Genomic DNA, 20,437 nt, shown 5'->3' with positions numbered 1-20,437 from the left:
AGGGGGCGCGTTCACGGTCGGGCGGCATGGCGGAAAATCGCTGCGGCGGCGCTGTCCGGAGCGGCAAGCTGGGCCCATGGACGACAGACGCACCGTGAAGGTGTCCAAATACGTCTCGAAACACCTGAGGCACCGGCCGGAGCGCATCGGACTCGAGCTCGACCCGCACGGCTGGGTGGAGATCGACACCCTCCTGCATGCGGCCGCGGCCCACGGCTTCCCCATCACCCGCGCCGAGCTCGACCACGTCGTCGCCACCAACGACAAGCAGCGCTTCGCCGTCGACGGCGCCCGCATCCGCGCCAACCAGGGCCACACCGTCCCCGTCGACTTGGACCTCCCGGAGGCGGAGCCGCCCGCGTACCTCTACCACGGCACGGTCGCCGCCGCGCTGGACGCGATCCGCACCGAGGGCCTGCGGCCCATGGCCCGCCACCACGTCCACCTGTCTCCCGACCGGGAGACCGCGACCCGCGTCGGCGCGCGGCGCGGCCGGCCGATCGTGCTCAGCGTGGACGCGGGCGCGATGCGCGCCGCCGGGCACGTCTTCCGGGTCAGCACCAACGGGGTGTGGCTGGTGGACGCCGTCCCACCGCAGTTCCTGCGCCTGCCGTGACCGCCCGAATTTCCCAAGAGATTGTCAGATCGTCCCCCTAATCTGTTCCTCACTCCGGGATCTGTGAGGGGGGGCACCTCGCGATCGCCGAACCTTTCCCGTACGCACGCGAGGTGACACTCCATGACGTCCGCATCCGCATCCGCACCCGCACCCGACGCGCGGACCGACGAGCCTTCGGCCGCCAATTTCCAGGTGGACCTGCGCGGTCTGGTCGACCTGCTCTCCCACCACCTCTACTCCAGCCCGCGCGTCTACGTCCGCGAACTCCTCCAGAACGCGGTCGACGCGGTCACCGCCCGCCACGCGCTCGACCCCGAGGCGGAGATCCGCATCCGCCTGTCGGCGACCGCGGACCGGGTCACCATCGAGGACAGCGGCATCGGCCTGACCGCCGCCGAGGCCCACTCCCTCCTCGCCACGATCGGCCGCAGCTCCAAGCGCGGCGGCGAGCACGGCCTGGAGACCACCCGCCGCGAGTTCCTCGGCCAGTTCGGCATCGGCCTGCTCGCCTGCTTCGTCGTCGCCCGCCAGATCCGCGTCGTCACCCGCTCCGCGCGCGACCCGCAGGCCGCCCCCGTCGAATGGCTGGCCACCGACGACGGCTCGTACACCGTCCGCGAACTGCCCGACGACGCCCGCCCGGAACCCGGAACCACCGTCGTCCTCCAGGCCCGCCCGGGGGCCGAGGAGTGGATGGTCCCCGCCAAGGTCGAGCAGCTGGCCCGCGACTACGGCTCCCTCCTCCCGTACGACATCACCTTCGACGACGGCGAGGGCGGCGAGCCGCGTCCCGTCACCGACCGGCCGGCCGTCTGGGACCGCGCCTTCCCCACCCCGGCCGCCCGCCGCGTCGCGCTCGCCGGGCACTGCGCGCAGCTCTTCGGCTTCACCCCGCTCGACACCATCGACCTCGACCTGCCGGTCGCCGGGGTCCGCGGAGTCGCCTACGTCCTGCCCGAGCCGACCAGCCCCGCCCACCGGGCCGGACACCGGGTCCACCTCAAGGGCATGCTGCTCACCGACCGGGCCGACAACCTGCTGCCGGACTGGGCGTTCTTCGTCCGCGCCGTCCTGGACACCGACACCCTGCGGCCCACCGCCTCGCGCGAGAACCTCTACGACGACGAGACGCTGTCCGCCGTCCGGGAGGCGCTCGGCGCCCGCATCCGCGCCTGGCTGGCCGAGCTCGCCGCCAGCGAACCGGAGCGGCTGGCGGCGTTCCTGAACGTCCACCACCTCGGGGTGAAGTCCCTGGCCCGGCACGACGCCGAACTGCTCGGCCTGATGCTGCCCTGGCTGCCGTTCGAGACCAGCGACGGCTCGATGAGCCTTCAGGAGTTCGCGGCCGCCCATAGCGAGATCCACTACACCCGCACCGTCGAGGAGTTCCGCCAGATCGCCCCGATCGCGGCCGCCCACGGCCTCGGCGTCATCAACGCCGGCTACACCTACGACGCCGACCTGCTCGCCCTGCTGCCCACCGTACGGCCGGACCTGAAGGTCACCGAGCTGGACGCCGGAGCCGTCACCGAGCGGCTCGACCCGGTCCCGACCGCCGCCGAGCTGGCCCTCGCCTCCTTCCTGTCCACCGCCCGCACCCGCCTGGAGCCGCAGGGCTGCGACGTGGTGCTGCGCGCCTTCCAGCCCGTCTCCGTCCCGGCGCTCTACCTCGACGACCGGCAGGCCCGCCAGGAGCGCGACCGGACCGCCGCGCTGGACAGCGCCGACTCCCTGTGGACGGGCATCCTCGGCGCCCTGCGCGGCTCGGCGCCGCGCGCCCGCCTGGTACTCAACCACCACAACCCGCTCATCCGCCGGATCGCGGCCCTGTCCGACGAGGCGCTGGCCGGCACCGCCGTCGAGTCCCTGTACGGGCAGGCGCTGCTGATGTCCCAGCGGCCGCTGCGTGCAGCCGACTCCACCCTGCTCAACCGGGCCTTCCTCGGGCTCCTGGAATGGGCGACCCACTCCGCCGACACCCGGGAGGGCCAGCAGTGACGATGACGACGCACGAGGAGATCCAGCGGGGGCTGGCGGAGAACCGCAACACCCCGAACGGGACCGCCCGCAACGCCCACGCCGAAGCGCTGGTCGGCGCGGCGGAGGCCCTCGGCGACGCGGCCCTGTTCCGCGACGCACTGGACAACCTGGTCCACGCCTACCTCTGGAGCTCCGAGTCCTCCAAGATGCTGGTGCCCTTCGCCCGGCTGCTCCAGGAATACGACAAAGACCCCGGATCGTTCGCCAAGTGGGACGCCCACTCCCTGTTCTGGCAGTTCAAGTGGGTGGCCACCGCCATTTCCGACTCCCCGGAGATCCCGCTGGAGTCGGCCTGGGGCTGGGTTGCGGAGATGGAGCGCCGCTACCGGGTCGCCGGCTACAGCGAGCGGCCGGTGCGCGAGGCCGAGATGTGGCTCGCGCACTCCACCGGGGAAGACGAGCGGGCCGACCGGGCCCACCGGGCCTGGCTGGCGGCGGACCGCGACAGCATGAGCGACTGCCACGCCTGCGAACTCAACAGCCAGGGCGGCTACGCCGCCCTGCGCGGCGACGACGCCCAGGCCCTGGAGCACTGGCGGCCCGTGCTGGAGGGCGAGCGGACCTGCGCCGAGGAGCCCCACCGGGTGCTGGCCGCCTCGCTGCTGCCGCTGCTGCGCCTCGGCCGCCTCGACGAGGCCCGCTCCCACCATCTGCGCGGCTACCGCCTGGCCCGGGGCAACGAAAGCCTGCTGCCGTCGATCGCCAAGCACATCGAGTTCTGCGCGCTGAGCGGCAACGAGTCACGCGGTCTGGAGATCCTCGCCGAGCACGCCGTCCATCTGGGCCCGCTCGCCAACGTCGACGACCAGCTGGCCTTCCACGGCGGCATCCTCGTCCTGCTGCGCCGGCTGAAGGAGCTCGGGCACGGCGACAGCCCGGCCGCCTCCTACGAGGGCGTACCCCGCACCGTCTGCGAGCTGTACGAGCTGATGTACGCCGGCTCGCTCGCCATCGTCCGCCGCTTCGACACCCGCAACGGCACGACCCGTGTCTCGGACCGCTTCCTCGCCCGGATCGGAGCACAGCCGCTGGCCGGCGTACTGCCGCTGGGGGTGCGCAGCGCGCCGCTGCCGCAGACCGCGGGCACCCCGGCCGCGGCGGTGCCCGTGGCCGCGGTACCGGGGGCGGCGGCCAGGCCGGCGACGGCTCCGGTCACCCCCGATGCCTCTTTCGCGGATCTGGTGGAGCAGGCCCGGCAGGCTCGTGACCAGGGGCGTCCGGCCGCGGAGGGGCTCTGGGCGGAGGTGGCCGCGCGGGTTGGCGCCCTCCCGGAGGAGGACGTGGATCCGCTGGTCGCCGCCGACGTGGCGGACAGCCGGGCCCTGGCCGCCGCACGTGCCGGCGCCCCGGAGGCAGGCGAGCTTCTGGAGGCGGTCCGCGACCGCTACCGGGACCTCGGCCAGGCGCAGCGTGCCGCGCTGGCGGAGCTGCGGCTGGCGAGCGTGGCCGGCCAGTGCGGGGCCGAGCCCCCGCAGGTCCGGGAGCTGCTGGCCGCAGCGGCGCGGGCCGCCGAGGCGCTGGACCCGGGCGAGCCGCTGCGCGCACGGCGGATCGCCGCCGCGGAACTGGCCTCGATCCGGATCGAGCCGTACCTGCGCTCCCGCGAGACCGGCCACGAGCACGGGCATGGGCACGAACTCGGGCACGGCCACGACCCGGAGCACGACCACGGGCAGCGGGAGCTGGCCGCCTTCGCCGAGGCCCACGCGCAGACGCTGCCTGATCTGGCCGCCGACGCCGAGGAGCTGCTGGGCCGGATCGCCCTGTCCCAGGGCGACCCCGAGCGGGCCGCGGTGCTGCTGGGCTCCTCCGCGCGGCGCGTGGCCGAGGCGGGCCGCCCGTGGCAGGCCGTGGACCCACTGGTGCTCCGGGCCGGGCTGCTGATGTCGCTCGGGCAGCCCGAGGAGGCCGAGGAGGCGGCCCGCTCCGCGGTGGAGTTCGCCGCGGAGATCACCGACGCCGAGACCCAGGGGACCGCACGGCTCACCCTGGCGGACATCCTGCTGCAGCGGGCCGACGCGGCGGCAGGGGCAGCCGAGGCGGCCGAGCACGCGCTGACCGCGGCGCACTGGTTCGACCTCGCCGGACTGGCCTCCGTGAACGGGGCACAGGCGCGACTCGTCCTGGCCCGGGCGTACGCGCGGAACGACCGCACCGCCGACGCGGCGGAGGTGCTGCAGTCGGCACTGCCCGACCTGCTGGAGCACGGCGATCTCCAGGAAGTCTCCGCCCGGGAGTTCCTCGGCGACCTGCTGCGCCGGCTGAACGATCCGCGGGCAGCGGCGGAGCAGTTCCTGCTGGCGGCGGAGGTGGCCAAGAGCTGGAACGGCCTCCAGCCGCAGGCGAACCTGGCCCACTCGGCCGCGGACCAGCTCTCCGCGGCGCAGCTGCCCGAGGAGGCGATCGCTGCGTACGAACGGGCCTTGGAGCTGTACCGGGCGAACGGCGGCGCGCCGGTAGCGGAGGTGCGGATCCTGCGCTCCCTGGCCTGGCTGACCTTGCGCGAGGGAGCTTCCGGCGCAAGTGTGGCGCGGGCGCGGTCCCTGATGGACGAGGCGGCCGGAGTGCTGACGGCAGCCTCCGACCCGGGGGATCCTCGGCTGCGGGCCGAGCTCGCCCAGACCTGGCACCAGCTGGCGCAGGTGCTCGACCGGCAGGTGACCGCCGCCGAGCAGCTCGACGAGGAGTACGGAGACGACGAGGACGCGCGGCCCGCCGTAAGGCTGGACGAGGCGGAGACGCGTGCTCTGCGGCTGGAGGAGATCGACCTGTGCGAGCGGGCGGCCGCCGTCTACGCGGAGCTGGGACCGGACCATCTGGACGACCGGTTGCAGTGCGTCCAGTACGCCGCCTGGACCGAGCAGGAGCTGGGACACGACGAGGCGGGGGTGGCCCGTATGTCGGCGCTGGTCGACGAGCTGCGGGCGCTGCCCGAGGGCACGGCGGAGGGCCTGTTGGAGCGTGCCGAGTACACGCTCGAACGGCTGGCCTCCTGAGCTGAGGCGCCCGGCCGGTGCACCCCGCCGCCGCGGGGGAGCACCGGCTCGCGTGCGCAGTCCCGGGGGGCGGCTCGGCCGCTTGCCCGGTCGGCCGCTCGGCCGGTCAGGCGGCCAGCTGGGCCAGCCCCTCGGTGGCGATCTTCTCGAAGACACCCTGGTCGGCGGCGAAGTCGGAGTCCGGGATCGGCGCGTGGATCACGAGCTCCGTGAAGCCGAGCTCCTGGTGGCGCCCCGCGAAGTCGACGAAGGCGTCCACGGATGCCAGCAGGGAGTTGCGCTCCGGGGTGAACCCGGTCAGCAGGATCTTCTCCATCGGGTCGAAGTCGCGGCCGATCTCCGCGAAGGACTTCTCCAGCCGGGTCAGCTGTCCGCGCAGTGCCTCCAGCGACTGCTCGGGGGTGCCGTCCTCGTACAGCTTCGGATCGCCGGTGGTCACCCAGGCCTGACCGTGTGCCGCAGCGAGCTTCAGTCCGCGCGGTCCGGTCGCCGCGACCGCGAACGGCAGGCGGGGCCGCTGCACACAGCCGGGGATGCTGCGGACCTCGTCCGCGCAGTAGAACGTGCCGCGCGTGCTCACCGCGGGCTCGGTCAGCAGCCGGTCGAGCAGCGGCACGAACTCGGCGAATCGGTCCGCACGCTCGCGCGGGGTCCAGGCGTCCTGTCCGAGCGCGGTCGCGTCGAAACCGTTGCCGCCCGCCCCGATGCCGAGGGTGATGCGCCCGCCGGAGATGTCGTCCAGCGTCATGAGCTCCTTGGCCAGGGTCACCGGATGCCGGAAGTTCGGCGAGGTCACGAGCGTACCCAATCGCATACTCTGCGTAGCCGTCGCTGCCGCGGTCAACGTGGGCACCGCCCCGAACCACGGCCCGTCCCGGAACGACCGCCAGGACAGGTGGTCGTACGTGTACGCGGCGTGGAACCCGAGGTCCTCGGCCCGCCGCCAGATCTTCTGTCCCTCGCTCCACCGGTGGATGGGGAGGATCACCGTACTCAGACGCATGGTGCAGACCCTACGCCGGGTTCTGCCCCCACGACCGTGCCGGCTGAGCGGATGAAGGGAACCGCACCGGCGCCGACTGTCGCTACGGTGGCCTCATGAGCACGTGGAGTGACGCTGAACTCGTGGCCATGGTCGATGAAGCGACGGCTTGCCTGCATGGAAGGATCGAACGTGGCTAACACCGTACAGGCAGCGCCTCAGGACACCGGTGGACCTTCGCTGACCGATCTCATCGAGCGCAGTGCCGAGCTGAAAGGGCAGCTGGTCGCCTTCGCTCAGAGCGCCCGCTTCGACCGGTGGTTGACGCCCCTCCTGCTGGCGGCCGCTGGGCCCGCACGGGAGCTGGACGAGGGCGAGGCGATCCGGATCACCGACCACTTCATCCTGAGGTACCGCCTGCCGGACGGTTCGACCGTGGTGGACCGCTTCGTCGCCGGACGGAAGGACTTGACCGCCGACGACCGGGAGATGCTGCTCGGCTGGCGTGACCCGGTCGAGGGCATCTTCGAGATCCAGCGCAAGGAAGGGAATGCCGTCGTCCTACTGAACCTGGTCGATGACCTGGAGTACCGCACGTACTCGAATATCGGGAGGGCGGCTTTCCGTGGGGTGTCCAAGGGAGGATTCCTCCACACCTGCCTGGTGCCCGTTCAGTCGGCCGACGGGGCGTGGCTGGTGTCCGGGGCGATGACGAGCTACCCCAGGTCCAGCACCACGGAGATAGCCCAAGCCGCTCTGCAACTGGCCACGCACCACCCCGAACTGGTCTTCCGCAACGCCGAGAAGATCGAGCAGGGGTGGCAGCGGATGCGGGAGGACCGGGCCGCCTTCATGGACTTCTGCGGCGGCGACGAACTGGTCCTTCCACCTGCCGAAGCCGAGGCACTCCTCAACGCCTACTACCGCCACCGCCAGGAGGCCGCTGTCGCCGGACGACCGGGCCGGGCCCGGGGCAGCCGGCTTCCCGGCCTGGACCTGCCGTTCTTCGAGCTGCCGCGAGAGCTCGCGGGCTCGGACACCATCGGCGTCATCTACGACCAGGTCGACGGACTCAACTTCTACGCCGACTACGGGATGCTGCGGGACCTCTTCGCGGACCCGGCCCTGGTGGGTCGCAAGCAGCACAAAGACCTGCTGCGCACCTACCTGCGCGAGGAGTCGATCACACCACTGCCGATCCGCCGTCTGGCTGCCTCTCACCCGGAGACCGTCGACGCGGTGTTCCGGAAACTGCTCCGCAAACCAGGATTCACCTGGAGCGAGCACGGTGAGACGCTGCTGCGCCGACGCAAGCCGCGGTACTACGAGAGCGAGCCGCGCCCTGGGGTGTCCGTCATCGGCGACCGTCTGAGTGAGCTGCTCGTTTGATCAGGCTCATCGGCCACTGAGGGTAACCCCCTGGTCAGGCCGCAATAAGCAAACGAGGCAAGACTGAGGTAACGAGGGTGCCCAGACGCATGCTCTCGGTGGCCGCGGCCGCCGCCGTCAGAGTCGGAATCGCGCCAAACCACGGGAGGTCCCGGAAGGACCGCCAGGAGGGGTGGTCACAGCTGTAAGCGGTGTGGACGCCCAGCTCCTCGGCCCGCCCACACCGGTCGCGGCTGCCCTCACACCACGGTCGTACCGGGAAAAGCGCAGTGCTCGGACGCCAGCCCGTGCGTTCGAGACTACGACGTCGCCCATGTTTCACGTGAAACACAGCAGACCGCAGTTTCACGTGAAACATCGCCATCGCGCCCCCTGCCCTCCTGGGCCCGGGTCCTCCAGCGCAGGACCATGGGCGAAGATGGTGCGGTGACCTCGGCTCCCCAGCGCCCGGACGGGCCAACCCCCACTCCCCGGCTCATCGCCACCGATCTCGACGGCACCCTGCTGCGCGATGACAAATCCGTCTCGCCGCGCACGGTGGCCGCTCTCGCCGCCGCCGAAGAGGCCGGGATCGAGGTCTTCTTCGTCACAGGCCGACCGGCCCGCTGGATGGATGTGGTCAGCGATCACGTGCACGGCCACGGCTTGGCGATCTGCGCGAACGGCGCCGCAGTCGTCGACCTCCACGCCGGACGGGAGTTCGTCCAGGTCCGGGCGCTGCCCAGGGCGACGGCGCTGACGGTCGTGGAAACCCTGCGCCTCGCCGCCCCCGGCACGTCCTTCGCAGTGGAGACGACTGCGGGCATAAACTACGAACCGCTCTACCCGCCCTTCTTCCAGGATCCGGGCGCTCATGTCGCCACCGCGGAGAAGCTGCTGCACGTGGAGGCGGACGACGCCTCCGCCCCGGTCCTGAAGCTGCTCGCGCACCACGCCGAGCTGGCCCCCGACGAGTTCCTGGCGCTCGCGCGCTCCGCAGCGGGCGACCACGCCTCGATCACCCGCTCCAGCCCGACCGCCCTGCTGGAGATCAGCGGCCTGGGCGTCTCCAAGGCCAGCACCCTGGCACTGTGCTGCGAGGAGCGCGGCATATCCCCGTCCGAGGTGGTCGCCTTCGGTGATATGCCCAACGACGTGGAGATGCTCAGCTGGGCGGGCATCTCCTACGCCATGGGCAACGCGCACCCGGCTGTGATCGCGGCCGCCTCCGGCCGTACGGTCGCCAACAACGAGGACGGAGTCGCCGTCGTCATCGAGCAGATCCTGGCCGGCCTCGGCGGACGGCAGCAGCCCTAGGCGTCAGAGCGGGGCCTCCCACACGAGGGTGGTCCCGCCGCCGCGCTCCCCGATCCCGGGACCATACGAGCTCGACCCGCCCAGCGACTCGGCCCGCCGGCGCAGGTTGCGCAGCCCGCTGCGGCGCCCGCTCTCGCTGATGCCGATCCCGTCGTCGGCGACCTCCAGCCGCACCCCGGGCCGCCCGTCGGGCAGCGTGACGGTGGCGTCCACCACCACCTCGATCCGGGACGCCGCCGCATGCCGGAACGCATTGGAAAGGGCCTCGCGCAGCGCGGCGATCAGGTTCTTGCCCACCAGCTCGCCGACGATCGTGTCGAGCGGGCCGAGGAAGCGGTGCGCGGGCTTGAAGCCGAGCGGCACGGCCGCCATGTTGATCTCCCGCAGCACCCGGGTCCGCAGCCCCGAGGGCGCCTCCGCAGGCCCCTGCTGGAGCGCGAAGATCGCGGTGCGAATCTCCTGGATCGTCACGTCCAGCTCGTCCACGGCCTTCCCGACCCCGTCGCGCACCTCGGGGACGTCGGAGCGCCGCTGCGCGCTCTCCAGCATCATCCCGGTGGCGAACAGCCGCTGGATCACCAGATCGTGCAGGTCCCGGGCGATCCGGTCGCGGTCCTCGAACACCGCGAGGCGCTCACGGTCGCGCTGCGCCTCGGCCATCATCAGCGCGAGCGCCGCCTGGGAGGCGAACTGCGTCGCCAGGGTCCGCTCGGCCTCGCTGAATGGCCGCTGCCCGCGGTCCCGCGGGGTGACCAGGGCGCCCAGCACCCGCCCGCCACTGTGCAGAGGCAGCATCATGCAGGGCCCGTACCGGCTGGTCAGCGGGCCGGCCATGCGGGGGTCGGTCGCGGCGTCGTCCACGAAGACCGGCTCTCCCCGCAGCAGTCTGGCCACGACCGGACTCTCGGCCGGGACGACCAGACCGAGCGAGGTGGCCGGGGTGTCGGCGGAGACGGCGACGATCTCCATCCCGCCGTCCTCGGTCGGCAGCATCACGATCCCGGCGGAGGAGCCGGCAAGCCGACGGGCCTGTTCGGCCACCACGGAGAGCGCGTCGTCCGCGTCCCCGCCCGACAACAGGGCCGTGGTGACGGCCACCGAGCCGTCGATCCACCGCTCCCGCTGGGTGGCGGCCTCGTACAGCCGGGCGTTGCCGATGGCGATGCCCGCCTCGGTGGCCAGCACCCGGACCATGTGGACGTCGTAGTCGCTGAACTCGCCGCCGCCGTTCTTCTCGGCGAGGTACAGGTTGCCGAAAATCTCCCCCTGCACGCGGATGGGGACACCGAGGAAGGTCTTCATCGGCGGGTGGTGCGGCGGGAAGCCCGCCGAACGCGGGTCCTTCGTCAGATCGGCGAGCCGTACGGTGCCGGCGTGCGAAATCAGCGCTCCGAGCAGGCCCCGGTTGCCGTCCGGGCGGTGCCCGATCCGCTCCGCCACCTCGGCGCTGACACCGAAGGTGACGAAGTCCGACAGACCTCGGCCCTCGGTGTCCACCACGCCGATCGCCGCGTACCGGGCATCCGCCAGCTCGGCGGCGGTCTCGCAGATGCGGTCGAGCGTGGAGTGCAGCTCGAGGCCGGTGCCGACCGACCGCATGGCCTCCAACAGCTGCGGCACCCGGGCGGTGAGCTCGGTGGACAGGCCGTGCAGGCTTCGGGTGGCCAGGGTGGCGGCCTCCAGCGGGTCCGGAGCCCGGGGGGCCGGATCCGGCGCTTCCGGCGACTGCTGCAGCAACATGCACGTGAGCCTAGTTAGTCCGTTTTATCGGGGAAAGTCGGCCAGCGCGCCGTCGGCTGCCGCCTCCCGCTCCCGCATGCGGCGCAGCGGGCCCTCCGCGGCGGCCAGCTCGGCGAAGCCGCCGCGCTGGACGACGGCTCCCCCGTCCAGGACGAGGACCTCGTCCACCGCTTCCAGGCCGGCCAGCCGGTGCGTGATCAGCACGGTGGAGCGGCCCTCGGTCGCGGCCAGCAGGTCCGCCGTCAGGGCGTCGGCCGTCGCAAAGTCCAGGTGTTCGGCGGGCTCGTCCAGGACGAGTACCGGGAAGTCGGCAAGCAGGGCGCGGGCCAGGGCCAGGCGCTGTCGCTGGCCGCCGGAGATCCGCTCGCCGTGTTCGCCGACCAGGGTGTCGAGGCCGTCCGGCAGCCCGTCGGCCCACTCCAGCAGCCGGGCCCCGGCCAGGGCCCCGCGCAACTCCTCCTCGCTCGCCCCGGGGCGGGCCAGCCTCAGGTTCTCCCTGACCGAGCTGTCGAAGATGTGGGCGTCTTGGGCGCACAGGCCGACGATCCGGCGGACCTCGTCGCTGTCGAGCAGCCGCGCGTCGGTCCCGCCCAGGGTGTACGAGCCCGCGCGCGGGTCCAGGAAGCGGAGCAGGACTTGGGCCAGAGTGGACTTGCCCGCGCCGGAGACACCGACGACGGCGATGCGCCGCCCTGCCTCCAGGGTGAGGTCGAAGCCGTGGAGGGCGTCGCCCTCCTGGCCGGGGTGCCGGGTTGCGATCCCCGCCAGGCGCAACGGGAAGGGCGAGACGGGCAGCCGCGCGGGCTTCTCCGGCTCGGCCACCGGGGCCGGGGCGTCGATGACCTCGTAGATCCGCTCGGCGCTGCGCCGCACCCGCTGCCGGAACTGCACGGCCTGCGGCAGCCCGGTCACCGCTTCGAAGGCGGCCAGCGGGGTCAGTACGGCCACGGCCATGGCCACCCCGGACAGCCGCCCCTCCTGCACAGCGTCGGCGGCGAAGGCCGCGGCGGCCACCACGGTCAGCCCGCACACGACGGCCGACAGTCCGCTGCCGAGACCGGTGGCGGCGGCGCCCCGCGCGGCGATGGCGGTCAGGGTCCGGTCGCTCTCGCGCACGGCGTCCATGCGCCGTCCGAGCGCGCCGGCGACCGTCAGTTCGGCGGTCCCGGTCAGCAGGTCGGCAGTACGGGCGGCCAGTTCCCCGCGGGCGGGTGCCAGCCTGCGCTCCGCGCGGCGGGAGCAGGCCCCGCTGACCAGCGGCACCCCGATCCCGGCGGCCAGCAGCCCGACGGCGAGGGCGGCCCCGGCCTCGGGCAGCAGCCAGGCGGTGAACACGACCGACCCGCCGCCGACGAGGACGGCGGTGCCCACCGGCAGCAGCCAGCGCAGCCAGTAGTCCTGAAGGGCGTCGGCGTCCGCCACCAGACGGGCCAGCAGGTCCCCGCGGCGCTGCGCGGGCAGCCCGGCGGGCGCGATGCGCTCCAGCCGCCGGAAGACGGACACCCGCAGGTCGGACAGCATCCGCAGGACGGCGTCGTGCGACACCAGCCGCTCCGCGTACCGGAAGACGGCCCGCCCGATCCCGAATGTACGGGTGGCCGTGACGGCCACCATCAGATAGAGCACAGGAGGCTGCTGGGAGGCCCGCGAGATCAGCCAACCGGAGACGGCCATCAGTCCGACGCTGCACCCGACGGCCAGCGCCCCCAGCAGCAGTCCGAGCCGGAACCGGCCCTGCCAGGCCTTGGCCACGCCCCTGACCCGGCGCAGCGGATCCCGCCCGGCCGAGTCGCCCCAGCCGGCCCCGGCCGACGTGCTCCGCGGGGCGGTGTCCGCAGACTCCGGGGCCCGCGGCTCCGGCACGCTGCCCTCCGGCGCCCGGTCTTCCGATACGGGGTGCGCCGTAGTCGCGGATACGCCCGCCGGTCCGGCGCCGATCTCCACCACCCGGTCCGCGAGGGCCAGGAGCGCCGGCCGGTGCACGACCAGCAGCACGGTCCGCCCCACCGCAAGGCGGCGTACCGCCTCGACCACCGCGGCCTCGGTCTCACCGTCCAGCGCCGCCGTCGGCTCGTCCAGCAGCAGCACGGGCCGGTCCGCCAGGAAGGCGCGCGCCAGCGCGATTCGCTGGCGCTGCCCGGCGGACAGCCCGGCGCCGCCCTCACCGAGCACCGTCTCGATGCCGCGCGGCAGTGCGGCGACGAACTCCCCCGCTCCGGCGTCCTCCAGGGCGGCCGCCACGGCTTCGTCGGAGGCGTCCGGCCGGGCCAGGCGCACGTTCTCCGTGAGGGTTCCCGCGAACAGGTGCGGCCGCTGCGGCACCCAGGCGATCCGCTCGCGCCACTGCTCCGGCGCGAGCCCGGCCAGGTCCGCGCCGCCGATTCGCACCCGGCCCGCGGTCGGTGCCGTGAACCCCAACAGGACGTGGAGCAGGGTGGACTTGCCGGCCCCGCTGGGGCCGGTGAGGGCCACGCACTCGCCGGGCCCCACCGTGAACGAGACCGGCCCGGGGGAGTCCTCGCCCCGCCCGGGGTGCCGTACGGACACCCCGTCGACCTCGATCCGCAGTCCGGCGGCCTCCGCCCCGGGCACGCCGATGCCGGTGGCACCGGTGGCACCGACCGCCGCGGCCGGAGTCTGAAGGACCTCGAAGACCTCCTCCGCCGCCGCCAACCCCTCCGCGGCCGCGTGGTACTGCGCCCCGACCTGCCGCAGCGGCAAATACGCCTCGGGCGCCAGGATCAGGACGACCAGGCCGGTGTAGAGGTCGAGTTCCCCGTGCACCAGCCGCATGCCGATGGTCACGGCGACCAGCGCCACCGACAGCGTTGCCAGCAGTTCCAGTGCGAAGGACGACAGGAACGCGATGCGCAGGGTGCGTATCGTCGCCCGCCGGTAGTCCTCGGTGATCCTGCGGATGGACTCGGCCTGGGCCTTGGCCCGACCGAAGACCTTCAGCGTCGGCAGGCCCGCCACGACGTCGAGGAAGTGCCCCGACAGCCGGGACAGCAGCCGCCACTGGCGGTTCATCCGCGACTGGGTGGCCATGCCGATCAGCACCATGAACAGGGGGATGAGCGGCAGGGTGACCACGATGACGGCCGCCGACACCCAGTCCTCGGTGACGATCCGGGCGAGGACCGCGACCGGAACGGCCACCGCCAGCCCCAGCTGGGGCAGATAGCGGGCGAAGTAGTCGTCGAGGGCGTCCACGCCCCGGGTGGCCAGCGCCACCAGCGACCCCGTTCGCTGCCCGCTCAGCCAGCCCGGCCCAAGACCGGTGGCTCGGTCCAGCAGCCGCGCCCGCAGTTCCGACTTGACCGACGCGGCCACCCGGTGGGCGGCGAGCTCGGTGAGCCAGGCGAGCAGGCCGCGGCCCACCGCCACGGCCGCCAGGAGCAACAGCGGCGTGCGCAGCTGCCCGCCGTCCAGGCCCTCCTCGAAGGCGCCGACCACGATCTCGGCGATGAGCATCGCCTGACCGATGACCAGCCCCGCCCCGGCACAGCCGAGGGCCACCACCGCTGCCAGGAAGAGGCGGGTGGAGCGGGCGTACCGAAGCAGGCGCGGGTCTATCGGTTTCACGTGAAACATCCCCCAGAGCAGGGTCAGTGCAGATCAGGGTCAGTGCGCGTCGGCGATGTGCTGCGTACCGATCCGCTTGCGGAACACCCAGTACGTCCAGCCCTGGTAGAGCAGGACCACCGGGGTGGCCACGGCCGCACACCAGGTCATGATCTTCAGGGTGTACGGGCTGGACGAGGCGTTGGTGACCGTGAGGCTCCAGGCGTCGTTCAGCGAGGACGGCATGACGTTCGGGAACAGCGTCAGGAAGAGCATCGCGACGGTGGCCGCGATGGTGGCTCCGGACAGGGCGAACGACCAGCCCTCACGGCCCGCGAGGTTGCAGCCGAGGGCGCCGGCCAGTGCCGCCACCGCGACGATCAGCGCGACCAGGCTCCAGCCGTCGCCGTGCGAGAGCTGAGTCCAGCCCAGGAACACAAGGGCGAGCACCGCGGCGGCCACGCCCAGCCGGGCTGCCAGTGTCCGTGCGCGGTCCCGGATCTCACCGACCGTCTTGAGCGCGGTGAACACCGCGCCGTGGAAGGTGAACAGGGCGAGGGTGACGAGGCCGCCGAGGACCGCGTGGATGTTGAACAGGTCGAAGAGGGTTCCGACGTACTCCTTGTTCTGATCGATCTTCACGCCCCGAGTGATGTTGGCGAACGCCACACCCCACAGGAACGCGGGGATCAGCGAGGTCCAGAAGATCGCGTGTTCCCAGTTCGCCTGCCACCGCTCCTCGTCCCGCTTGTGCCGGTACTCGAAGGCGACGCCGCGGACGATCAGGCAGACCAGGATGAGCAACAGCGGCAGGTAGAAGCCGGAGAACAGGGTGGCGTACCAGTCGGGGAAGGCGGCGAAGGTCGCACCGCCCGCGGTGAGCAGCCAGACCTCGTTGCCGTCCCACACGGGCCCGATCGTGTTGATCAGGACCCGCTTCTCCCTGCGGTCGCGGGCGAGCAGCTTGGTCAGGACGCCGACCCCGAAGTCGAAGCCCTCGAGGAAGAAGTAGCCGGTCCACAGGACGGCGATGAGCACGAACCAGACGTCGTGGAGTTGCATGGTGTGGTCCCCTCAGCCTCAGTACGAGAAGGCCATCGGCCGGTCGGAGGAGTCGTGTCCGCCGATCTTGGTCGGCGGGTTGAGGTCGGCCTCGGTGAGCTCGGGCGGGCCGGCCTTGACGTACTTGACCAGCAGCTTGACCTCGATCACGGCGAGTACGGCGTACAGGGCGGTGAAGACGAGCATCGAGGTGAGGACCTCGGCCTGGGAGACCCCAGGGGAGACCGCGTCCCTGGTCCGCAGGACTCCGTAGACCACCCACGGCTGGCGGCCCATCTCGGTGAAGATCCAGCCCCAGGAGTTGGCGATCAGCGGGAAGCCGAGCGTCCAGACCGCGGCCAGCCAGTACAGCCGGGTCAGCCGCGGGCTGAGGGCCTTGTTGAACGGGACCAGGTGCGGCCGTTCGTCCTCACCGGTCCGAAGGGCCGGCGGCAGCAGGAGCTTCCTCCGGGTCAGCCACAGGCCGGCGGCGCCGATGGCGAACGAGGCCATGCCGAAGCCGATCATCCAGCGGAAGCCCCAGTACGCGACGGGGATGTTGGGCCGGTAGTCGCCGGGGCCGTACTTCTCCTGCTCGGACTTGTTGACGTCGTTGATGCCGGGCACGAACGAGTCGAAGTTGTTGTCGGCCAGGAAGGACAGCAGGCCGGGCACCTCGATCGCGACCTTGTTGTGGCCCTTGTCGACGTCGCCGTAGGCGAAGACGGAGAAGGGGGCGCTCTCCTCGCCGTCCCACAGGGCTTCGGCGGCGGCCATCTTCATCGGCTGCTGCTTGAACATGACCTTGGCCAGGGTGTCGCCGCTGACCGCGACGAGCGCCCCGCCGATGACGACAGCGACCAGGCCGAGCCGCAGCGAGGTGCGCATCACCTGGATGTGCTTCTTGCGCAGCAGGTGGAAGGCGGCGATGCCGACCATGAAGGCGCCGCCCGTCAGGATCGCCGCGGTCAGGGTGTGGAAGACCTGCGCCAGGGTGGTGTTCTGGGTCAGGACGAGCCAGAAGTCGGTCAGCTCGGCACGACCGGTCTCCTTGTTGATGCGGTAGCCCACCGGGTGCTGCATCCACGAGTTCGCCGCGAGGATGAAGTACGCGGACAGGACGGTGCCGAGGGACACCATCCATATGCAGGCGAGGTGGATCTTCTTCGGCAGCTTGTCCCAGCCGAAGATCCACAGGCCGATGAAGGTGGACTCGAAGAAGAAGGCGATGAGCGCCTCGAAGGCCAGTGGGGCACCGAAGACGTCGCCGACGAACCGCGAGTAGTCGGACCAGTTCATGCCGAACTGGAACTCCTGGACGATGCCGGTGACGACACCCATGGCGATATTGATCAGGAAGAGCTTGCCCCAGAACTTCGTGGCCTTGAGGTACTTCTCCTTTTCGGTGCGCACCCACGCGGTCTGCAGGATCGCGACCAGTGCGGCGAGGGAGATCGTGAGGGGGACGAAGAGGAAGTGGTAGACGGTCGTGATGCCGAACTGCCAGCGCGCCAGTGTTTCCGGGGCCAAAGCTACGTCCACGTCGTCTTCTCCTTCGGGTCGCCGTGGTCATGGCCGAAGTCTGCCCATCTGCACTCCCCATTCCGGGAGAAAACAGGCAGGGCTTGTGAACGCGTTCACATTCACAAGCATTATGTCGCACCACCTCGGGCGACTTTCAGGCGGGGTCCCCTAGTCAACAGATTCAACAAATTGTTGAATAACGCCATGAAGATTCGCATCTCGTGGCCCGCGGGCCACCTCACCGCGACCCTCGACGAGACCCCGACCAGCAGTGCGCTGGCCGAGGCCCTCCCGATCTCCGCCTCCGCCCACACCTGGGGCGAGGAGGTCTACTTCGACACCGGCGTCTCCGTCGCCCTGGAGCCCGACGCCCGGCAGGTCGTCGAGCCGGGCACCGTCGCGTTCTGGACCGAGGGCGACGCCCTCGCGCTCCCCTACGGCCCGACGCCCATCTCGCGCGGAGGCGAGAGCCGCCTGGCGAGCCCGTGCAACGTCCTCGGCTCCTTCGACGGCGACCCCCGCCTGCTGGCCACCGTCCGCGACGGCGACCCGATCCGGGTGGAACAGGCCTAGCCTCGAGCGAGCGCCAAGCCCCCTCCCGGCGCTACATCTCCTTGAAGAACCCCTCTGCCGTGTGCAGGAAGATGTCGTTCGCCTCGCACTCACCGATCGTGATCCGCAGGCCCTCGCCCGGGAAGGGCCGGACCACCACACCGGCCTTCTCGCAGGCCGCGGCGAACTCGAGGGTCCGCTCGCCCAGCCGCATCCACACGAAGTTCGCCTGCGTGTCCGGCACGACCGTCCAGCCCTGGCTGAGCAGCCCCTCGTGGACCCGGGTGCGCTCGGCGACCAGCGAGCCGACCCGGCCCATCAGCTCGTCCTCGGCGCGCAGCGAGGCGACCGCCGCGTCCTGGGCCAGCTGGCTGACGCCGAAAGGCACCGCCGTCTTGCGCAGCGCCGCGGCCACCGGCTCGTGTGCCACCGCAAAGCCGACGCGCAGGCCGGCCAGGCCGTACGCCTTGGAGAAGGTGCGCAGCACGCAGACGTTCGGGCGGTTGCGGTAGAGCTCGATGCCGTCCGGCACCTCGGGGTCGCGGACGAACTCGCGGTACGCCTCGTCGAGGACGACCAGGATGTCCGAGGGCACCCGCTCCAGGAAGCGCTCCAGCTCGGCGCGGCGCACCGCGGTACCGGTGGGGTTGTTGGGGTTGCAGATGAAGATCAGGCGGGTCCGGTCGGTGATCGCGTCGTACATCGCCTCGAGGTCGTGCACGTCCCCGGGGGTCAGCGGGACCTGTACGGACTTCGCACCCGAAATCTGCGTGATGATCGGGTAAGCCTCGAAGGAGCGCCAGGCGTAGATCACCTCGTCGCCGACGCCGGCCGTCGACTGGACGAGCTGCTGGGCCACGCCCACCGAGCCCGTGCCGGTGGCGATGTGGTCGACCGGGACCCCGTACCGCTCCGCGATCTCGTTCACCAGGCCGGTGCAGGCCAGGTCCGGGTAGCGGTTGAACCGGCCGGCCGCCGCCACCGCGGTCTCGAGCACGCCGGGCAGCGGCGGGTACGGGTTCTCGTTCGAGGACAGCTTGTACGCGACGGAACCGCCCGCGGCGGCAGGCTTGCCCGGCTTGTAGACGGGGATGCCGTCCAGCTCGGCGCGCAGCTTAGGGGTCTTCTCGCTCACCGCAGGTCCTCCTAGACCATCCCGTCCGACGTCGCCGTCGAGTCAATACTGCTCACCTTAAGAGGATTCCGCTCTGGCGAAAATGGCAGCGCCTGGATTGCGGGGGAGCGCACGCATATATGCGTGCGCCGGTGGCTTGCGCCGTGGCGCGCATCCCTCGTACAGGTGAGTTGGGGATGCCCCGGGACCACGTCGTTTTGGCATGCTCGTACCCGAAGGCAAAGAACCCATTCACCTCGACCTCCCAAATCCCTTTAATTCCAAGGTCATTGGGGGTGGCGAACCATGCAGAACCGTGCCTGTCAACGCGTGCATATGCGCCCGGGCCACCCTCCCCACCGAGCCCTACTATCGGCTCGCCATGACAGCAGCAGGGAAGCATCAGGTGAGCCGGACCGAGACCCCCCGGCGGGCCGCCGGCCGACAGGGCCGGGCCGGCATCAGGGACGTGGCCGCCGCGGCGGGCGTCTCGATCACGACAGTCTCCGACGCGCTCAATGGCAAGGGGCGGCTGCCCGATGCCACCCGCCGCCACGTCCGCGAGGTCGCCGACCGGCTGGGGTACCGCCCCTCCGCCGCGGCCCGCACCCTCCGTACCGGCAAATCGGGACTCATCGGCCTGACCGTCACCACCTACGGGGATGAACCTTTCACCTTCACCGAGTTCGCGTACTTCGCCGAGATGGCCAGAGCCGCCACCTCGGCCGCGCTCGCCCGCGGCTACGCCCTCGTCATCCTCCCGGCAACCTCCCGGCACGACGTGTGGTCCAACGTCGCCCTCGACGGCACCGTCGTGATCGACCCCTCCGACCACGATCCCGTCGTCACCGAGCTGGTCCGCCAGGGCCTCCCGGTGGTCTCCGACGGCCGCCCCGCCGGCTCCCTCCCGGTCACCGCCTGGGTCGACAACGACCACGAGGCAGCCGTACTCAACCTGCTGGACCACCTCGCCGCCGCCGGCGCCCGCCGGATCGGGCTGCTGACCGGGACGACCACCGACACGTACACCCACCTGTCCACCACCGCCTATCTCAACTGGTGCAAGCGCGTCGGCCAGGACCCCGTCTACGAGTCCTACCCGGCCCACGACCCGTGCGCGGGGGCGGTCGCCGCCGACCGCCTGCTCGCCCGGCCCGACCGTCCGGACGCCGTCTACGGGCTCTTCGACCCGAACGGCACCGACTTGCTCGCCGCGGCCCGCCGCTACGGCCTGCGGGTCCCCGAGGACCTGCTGCTCGTGTGCTGCAGCGAGTCCACCGTGTACGCGAACACCGAGCCGCCGATCACCACGCTCTCCCTCAAACCGCGCCGCATCGGCACCGCCGTCGTGCAGTTGCTCATCGACGCCATCGAGGGAGTCGAGACCGGGCGCACCGTCGAACAGGTCGTCCCGACCGAGCTGATCGTCCGTACCTCCTCGCAGCGCAGGAGGCCCCGTACGACGATCAGCCCGCCGCGGTCACCGGCTCAGGACTGACCGTTACACCGCCGTACCAGCGGGGCCGGTGGTCCCGCCGGAAAGTTCGGCAACGCCGATTTCGGGATAAAGCGGCAGGAAC

The 20,437-nt window shown here is 71.7% G+C and carries 13 protein-coding genes and 1 pseudogene; 7 read left to right on the top strand and 7 right to left on the bottom strand.

Going from position 1 to position 20,437, the window contains the following annotated elements:
- Positions 1–76 precede the first annotated feature (76 nt).
- The 3 genes from AC068A_RS10330 to AC068A_RS10320 all read left to right on the top strand — a co-directional run bounded on the left by AC068A_RS10330 (position 77) and on the right by AC068A_RS10320 (position 5,655).
- Positions 77–616, top strand: a complete 540-nt coding sequence (locus tag AC068A_RS10330) for an RNA 2'-phosphotransferase (protein ID WP_478583413.1) — start codon at positions 77–79, stop codon at positions 614–616.
- Positions 617–739: 123 nt separating this feature from the next.
- Positions 740–2,617, top strand: a complete 1,878-nt coding sequence (locus AC068A_RS10325; protein ID WP_478583412.1) for an HSP90 family protein — start codon at positions 740–742, stop codon at positions 2,615–2,617.
- A complete protein-coding gene (locus AC068A_RS10320) occupies positions 2,614–5,655 on the top strand; it encodes a tetratricopeptide repeat protein (protein ID WP_478583410.1) in 3,042 nt (1,013 codons plus the stop codon). The genes AC068A_RS10325 and AC068A_RS10320 overlap by 4 nt, the downstream gene beginning before the upstream one ends.
- Positions 5,656–5,761: 106 nt before the next feature.
- Here the strand turns inward: AC068A_RS10320 and AC068A_RS10315 are convergent, their stop codons facing one another.
- Complete coding sequence (locus tag AC068A_RS10315) at positions 5,762–6,658, bottom strand: LLM class flavin-dependent oxidoreductase (RefSeq protein WP_478583408.1); 897 nt, start codon at positions 6,656–6,658, stop codon at positions 5,762–5,764.
- 171 nt (positions 6,659–6,829) lie between these two features.
- Between AC068A_RS10315 and AC068A_RS10310 the strand changes: the two genes are divergently transcribed.
- On the top strand, positions 6,830–8,026 hold the full coding sequence (locus tag AC068A_RS10310; protein WP_478583406.1) for a hypothetical protein: 1,197 nt from the start codon (positions 6,830–6,832) through the stop codon (positions 8,024–8,026).
- Between the two features lie 64 nt (positions 8,027–8,090).
- Here the strand turns inward: AC068A_RS10310 and AC068A_RS10305 are convergent.
- A pseudogene (locus AC068A_RS10305) lies at positions 8,091–8,384 on the bottom strand (LLM class flavin-dependent oxidoreductase); the annotation flags it as partial.
- Positions 8,385–8,434: 50 nt separating this feature from the next.
- Between AC068A_RS10305 and AC068A_RS10300 the strand changes: the two are divergent.
- Complete coding sequence (locus AC068A_RS10300) at positions 8,435–9,322, top strand: Cof-type HAD-IIB family hydrolase (RefSeq protein WP_478583405.1); 888 nt, start codon at positions 8,435–8,437, stop codon at positions 9,320–9,322.
- 3 nt (positions 9,323–9,325) lie between these two features.
- Here AC068A_RS10300 and AC068A_RS10295 read toward each other — a convergent pair whose 3' ends face one another.
- The 4 genes from AC068A_RS10295 to AC068A_RS10280 are packed head-to-tail and all read right to left on the bottom strand — an operon-like array spanning position 9,326 to position 17,209.
- Positions 9,326–11,062 (bottom strand): GAF domain-containing sensor histidine kinase, encoded by a 1,737-nt coding sequence (locus tag AC068A_RS10295; RefSeq protein ID WP_478583403.1) that lies wholly within the window; start codon positions 11,060–11,062, stop codon positions 9,326–9,328.
- Positions 11,063–11,086: 24 nt separating this feature from the next.
- A complete protein-coding gene (gene cydD / locus AC068A_RS10290) occupies positions 11,087–14,656 on the bottom strand; it encodes a thiol reductant ABC exporter subunit CydD (RefSeq protein WP_478583401.1) in 3,570 nt (1,189 codons plus the stop codon).
- A 30-nt stretch (positions 14,657–14,686) separates the two neighbouring features.
- Positions 14,687–15,688 (bottom strand): cytochrome d ubiquinol oxidase subunit II, encoded by a 1,002-nt coding sequence (gene cydB / locus AC068A_RS10285; RefSeq protein ID WP_478583399.1) that lies wholly within the window; start codon positions 15,686–15,688, stop codon positions 14,687–14,689.
- 18 nt (positions 15,689–15,706) lie between these two features.
- Positions 15,707–17,209 (bottom strand): cytochrome ubiquinol oxidase subunit I, encoded by a 1,503-nt coding sequence (locus AC068A_RS10280; protein WP_478583397.1) that lies wholly within the window; start codon positions 17,207–17,209, stop codon positions 15,707–15,709.
- Positions 17,210–17,395: 186 nt separating this feature from the next.
- Between AC068A_RS10280 and AC068A_RS10275 the strand changes: the two genes are divergently transcribed.
- Positions 17,396–17,764, top strand: a complete 369-nt coding sequence (locus AC068A_RS10275; RefSeq protein ID WP_478583395.1) for a cyclophilin-like fold protein — start codon at positions 17,396–17,398, stop codon at positions 17,762–17,764.
- 31 nt (positions 17,765–17,795) lie between these two features.
- Here the strand turns inward: AC068A_RS10275 and hisC are convergent, their stop codons facing one another.
- Positions 17,796–18,878 carry a histidinol-phosphate transaminase gene (hisC, locus tag AC068A_RS10270; protein ID WP_478583393.1) on the bottom strand — a complete coding sequence of 361 codons (1,083 nt, stop codon included), beginning with the start codon at positions 18,876–18,878 and terminating at the stop codon, positions 17,796–17,798.
- A 361-nt stretch (positions 18,879–19,239) separates the two neighbouring features.
- Here hisC and AC068A_RS10265 point away from each other — a divergent pair, with 361 nt between their 5' ends.
- Complete coding sequence (locus tag AC068A_RS10265) at positions 19,240–20,355, top strand: LacI family DNA-binding transcriptional regulator (protein ID WP_478583391.1); 1,116 nt, start codon at positions 19,240–19,242, stop codon at positions 20,353–20,355.
- Positions 20,356–20,437 lie beyond the last annotated feature (82 nt).

The sequence above is a fragment of the Streptomyces sp. NPDC043854 genome (assembly GCF_056436005.1).
Note: the sequence above shows the minus strand (reverse complement) of the source record. Positions and strands in the feature narration are given on the sequence as shown.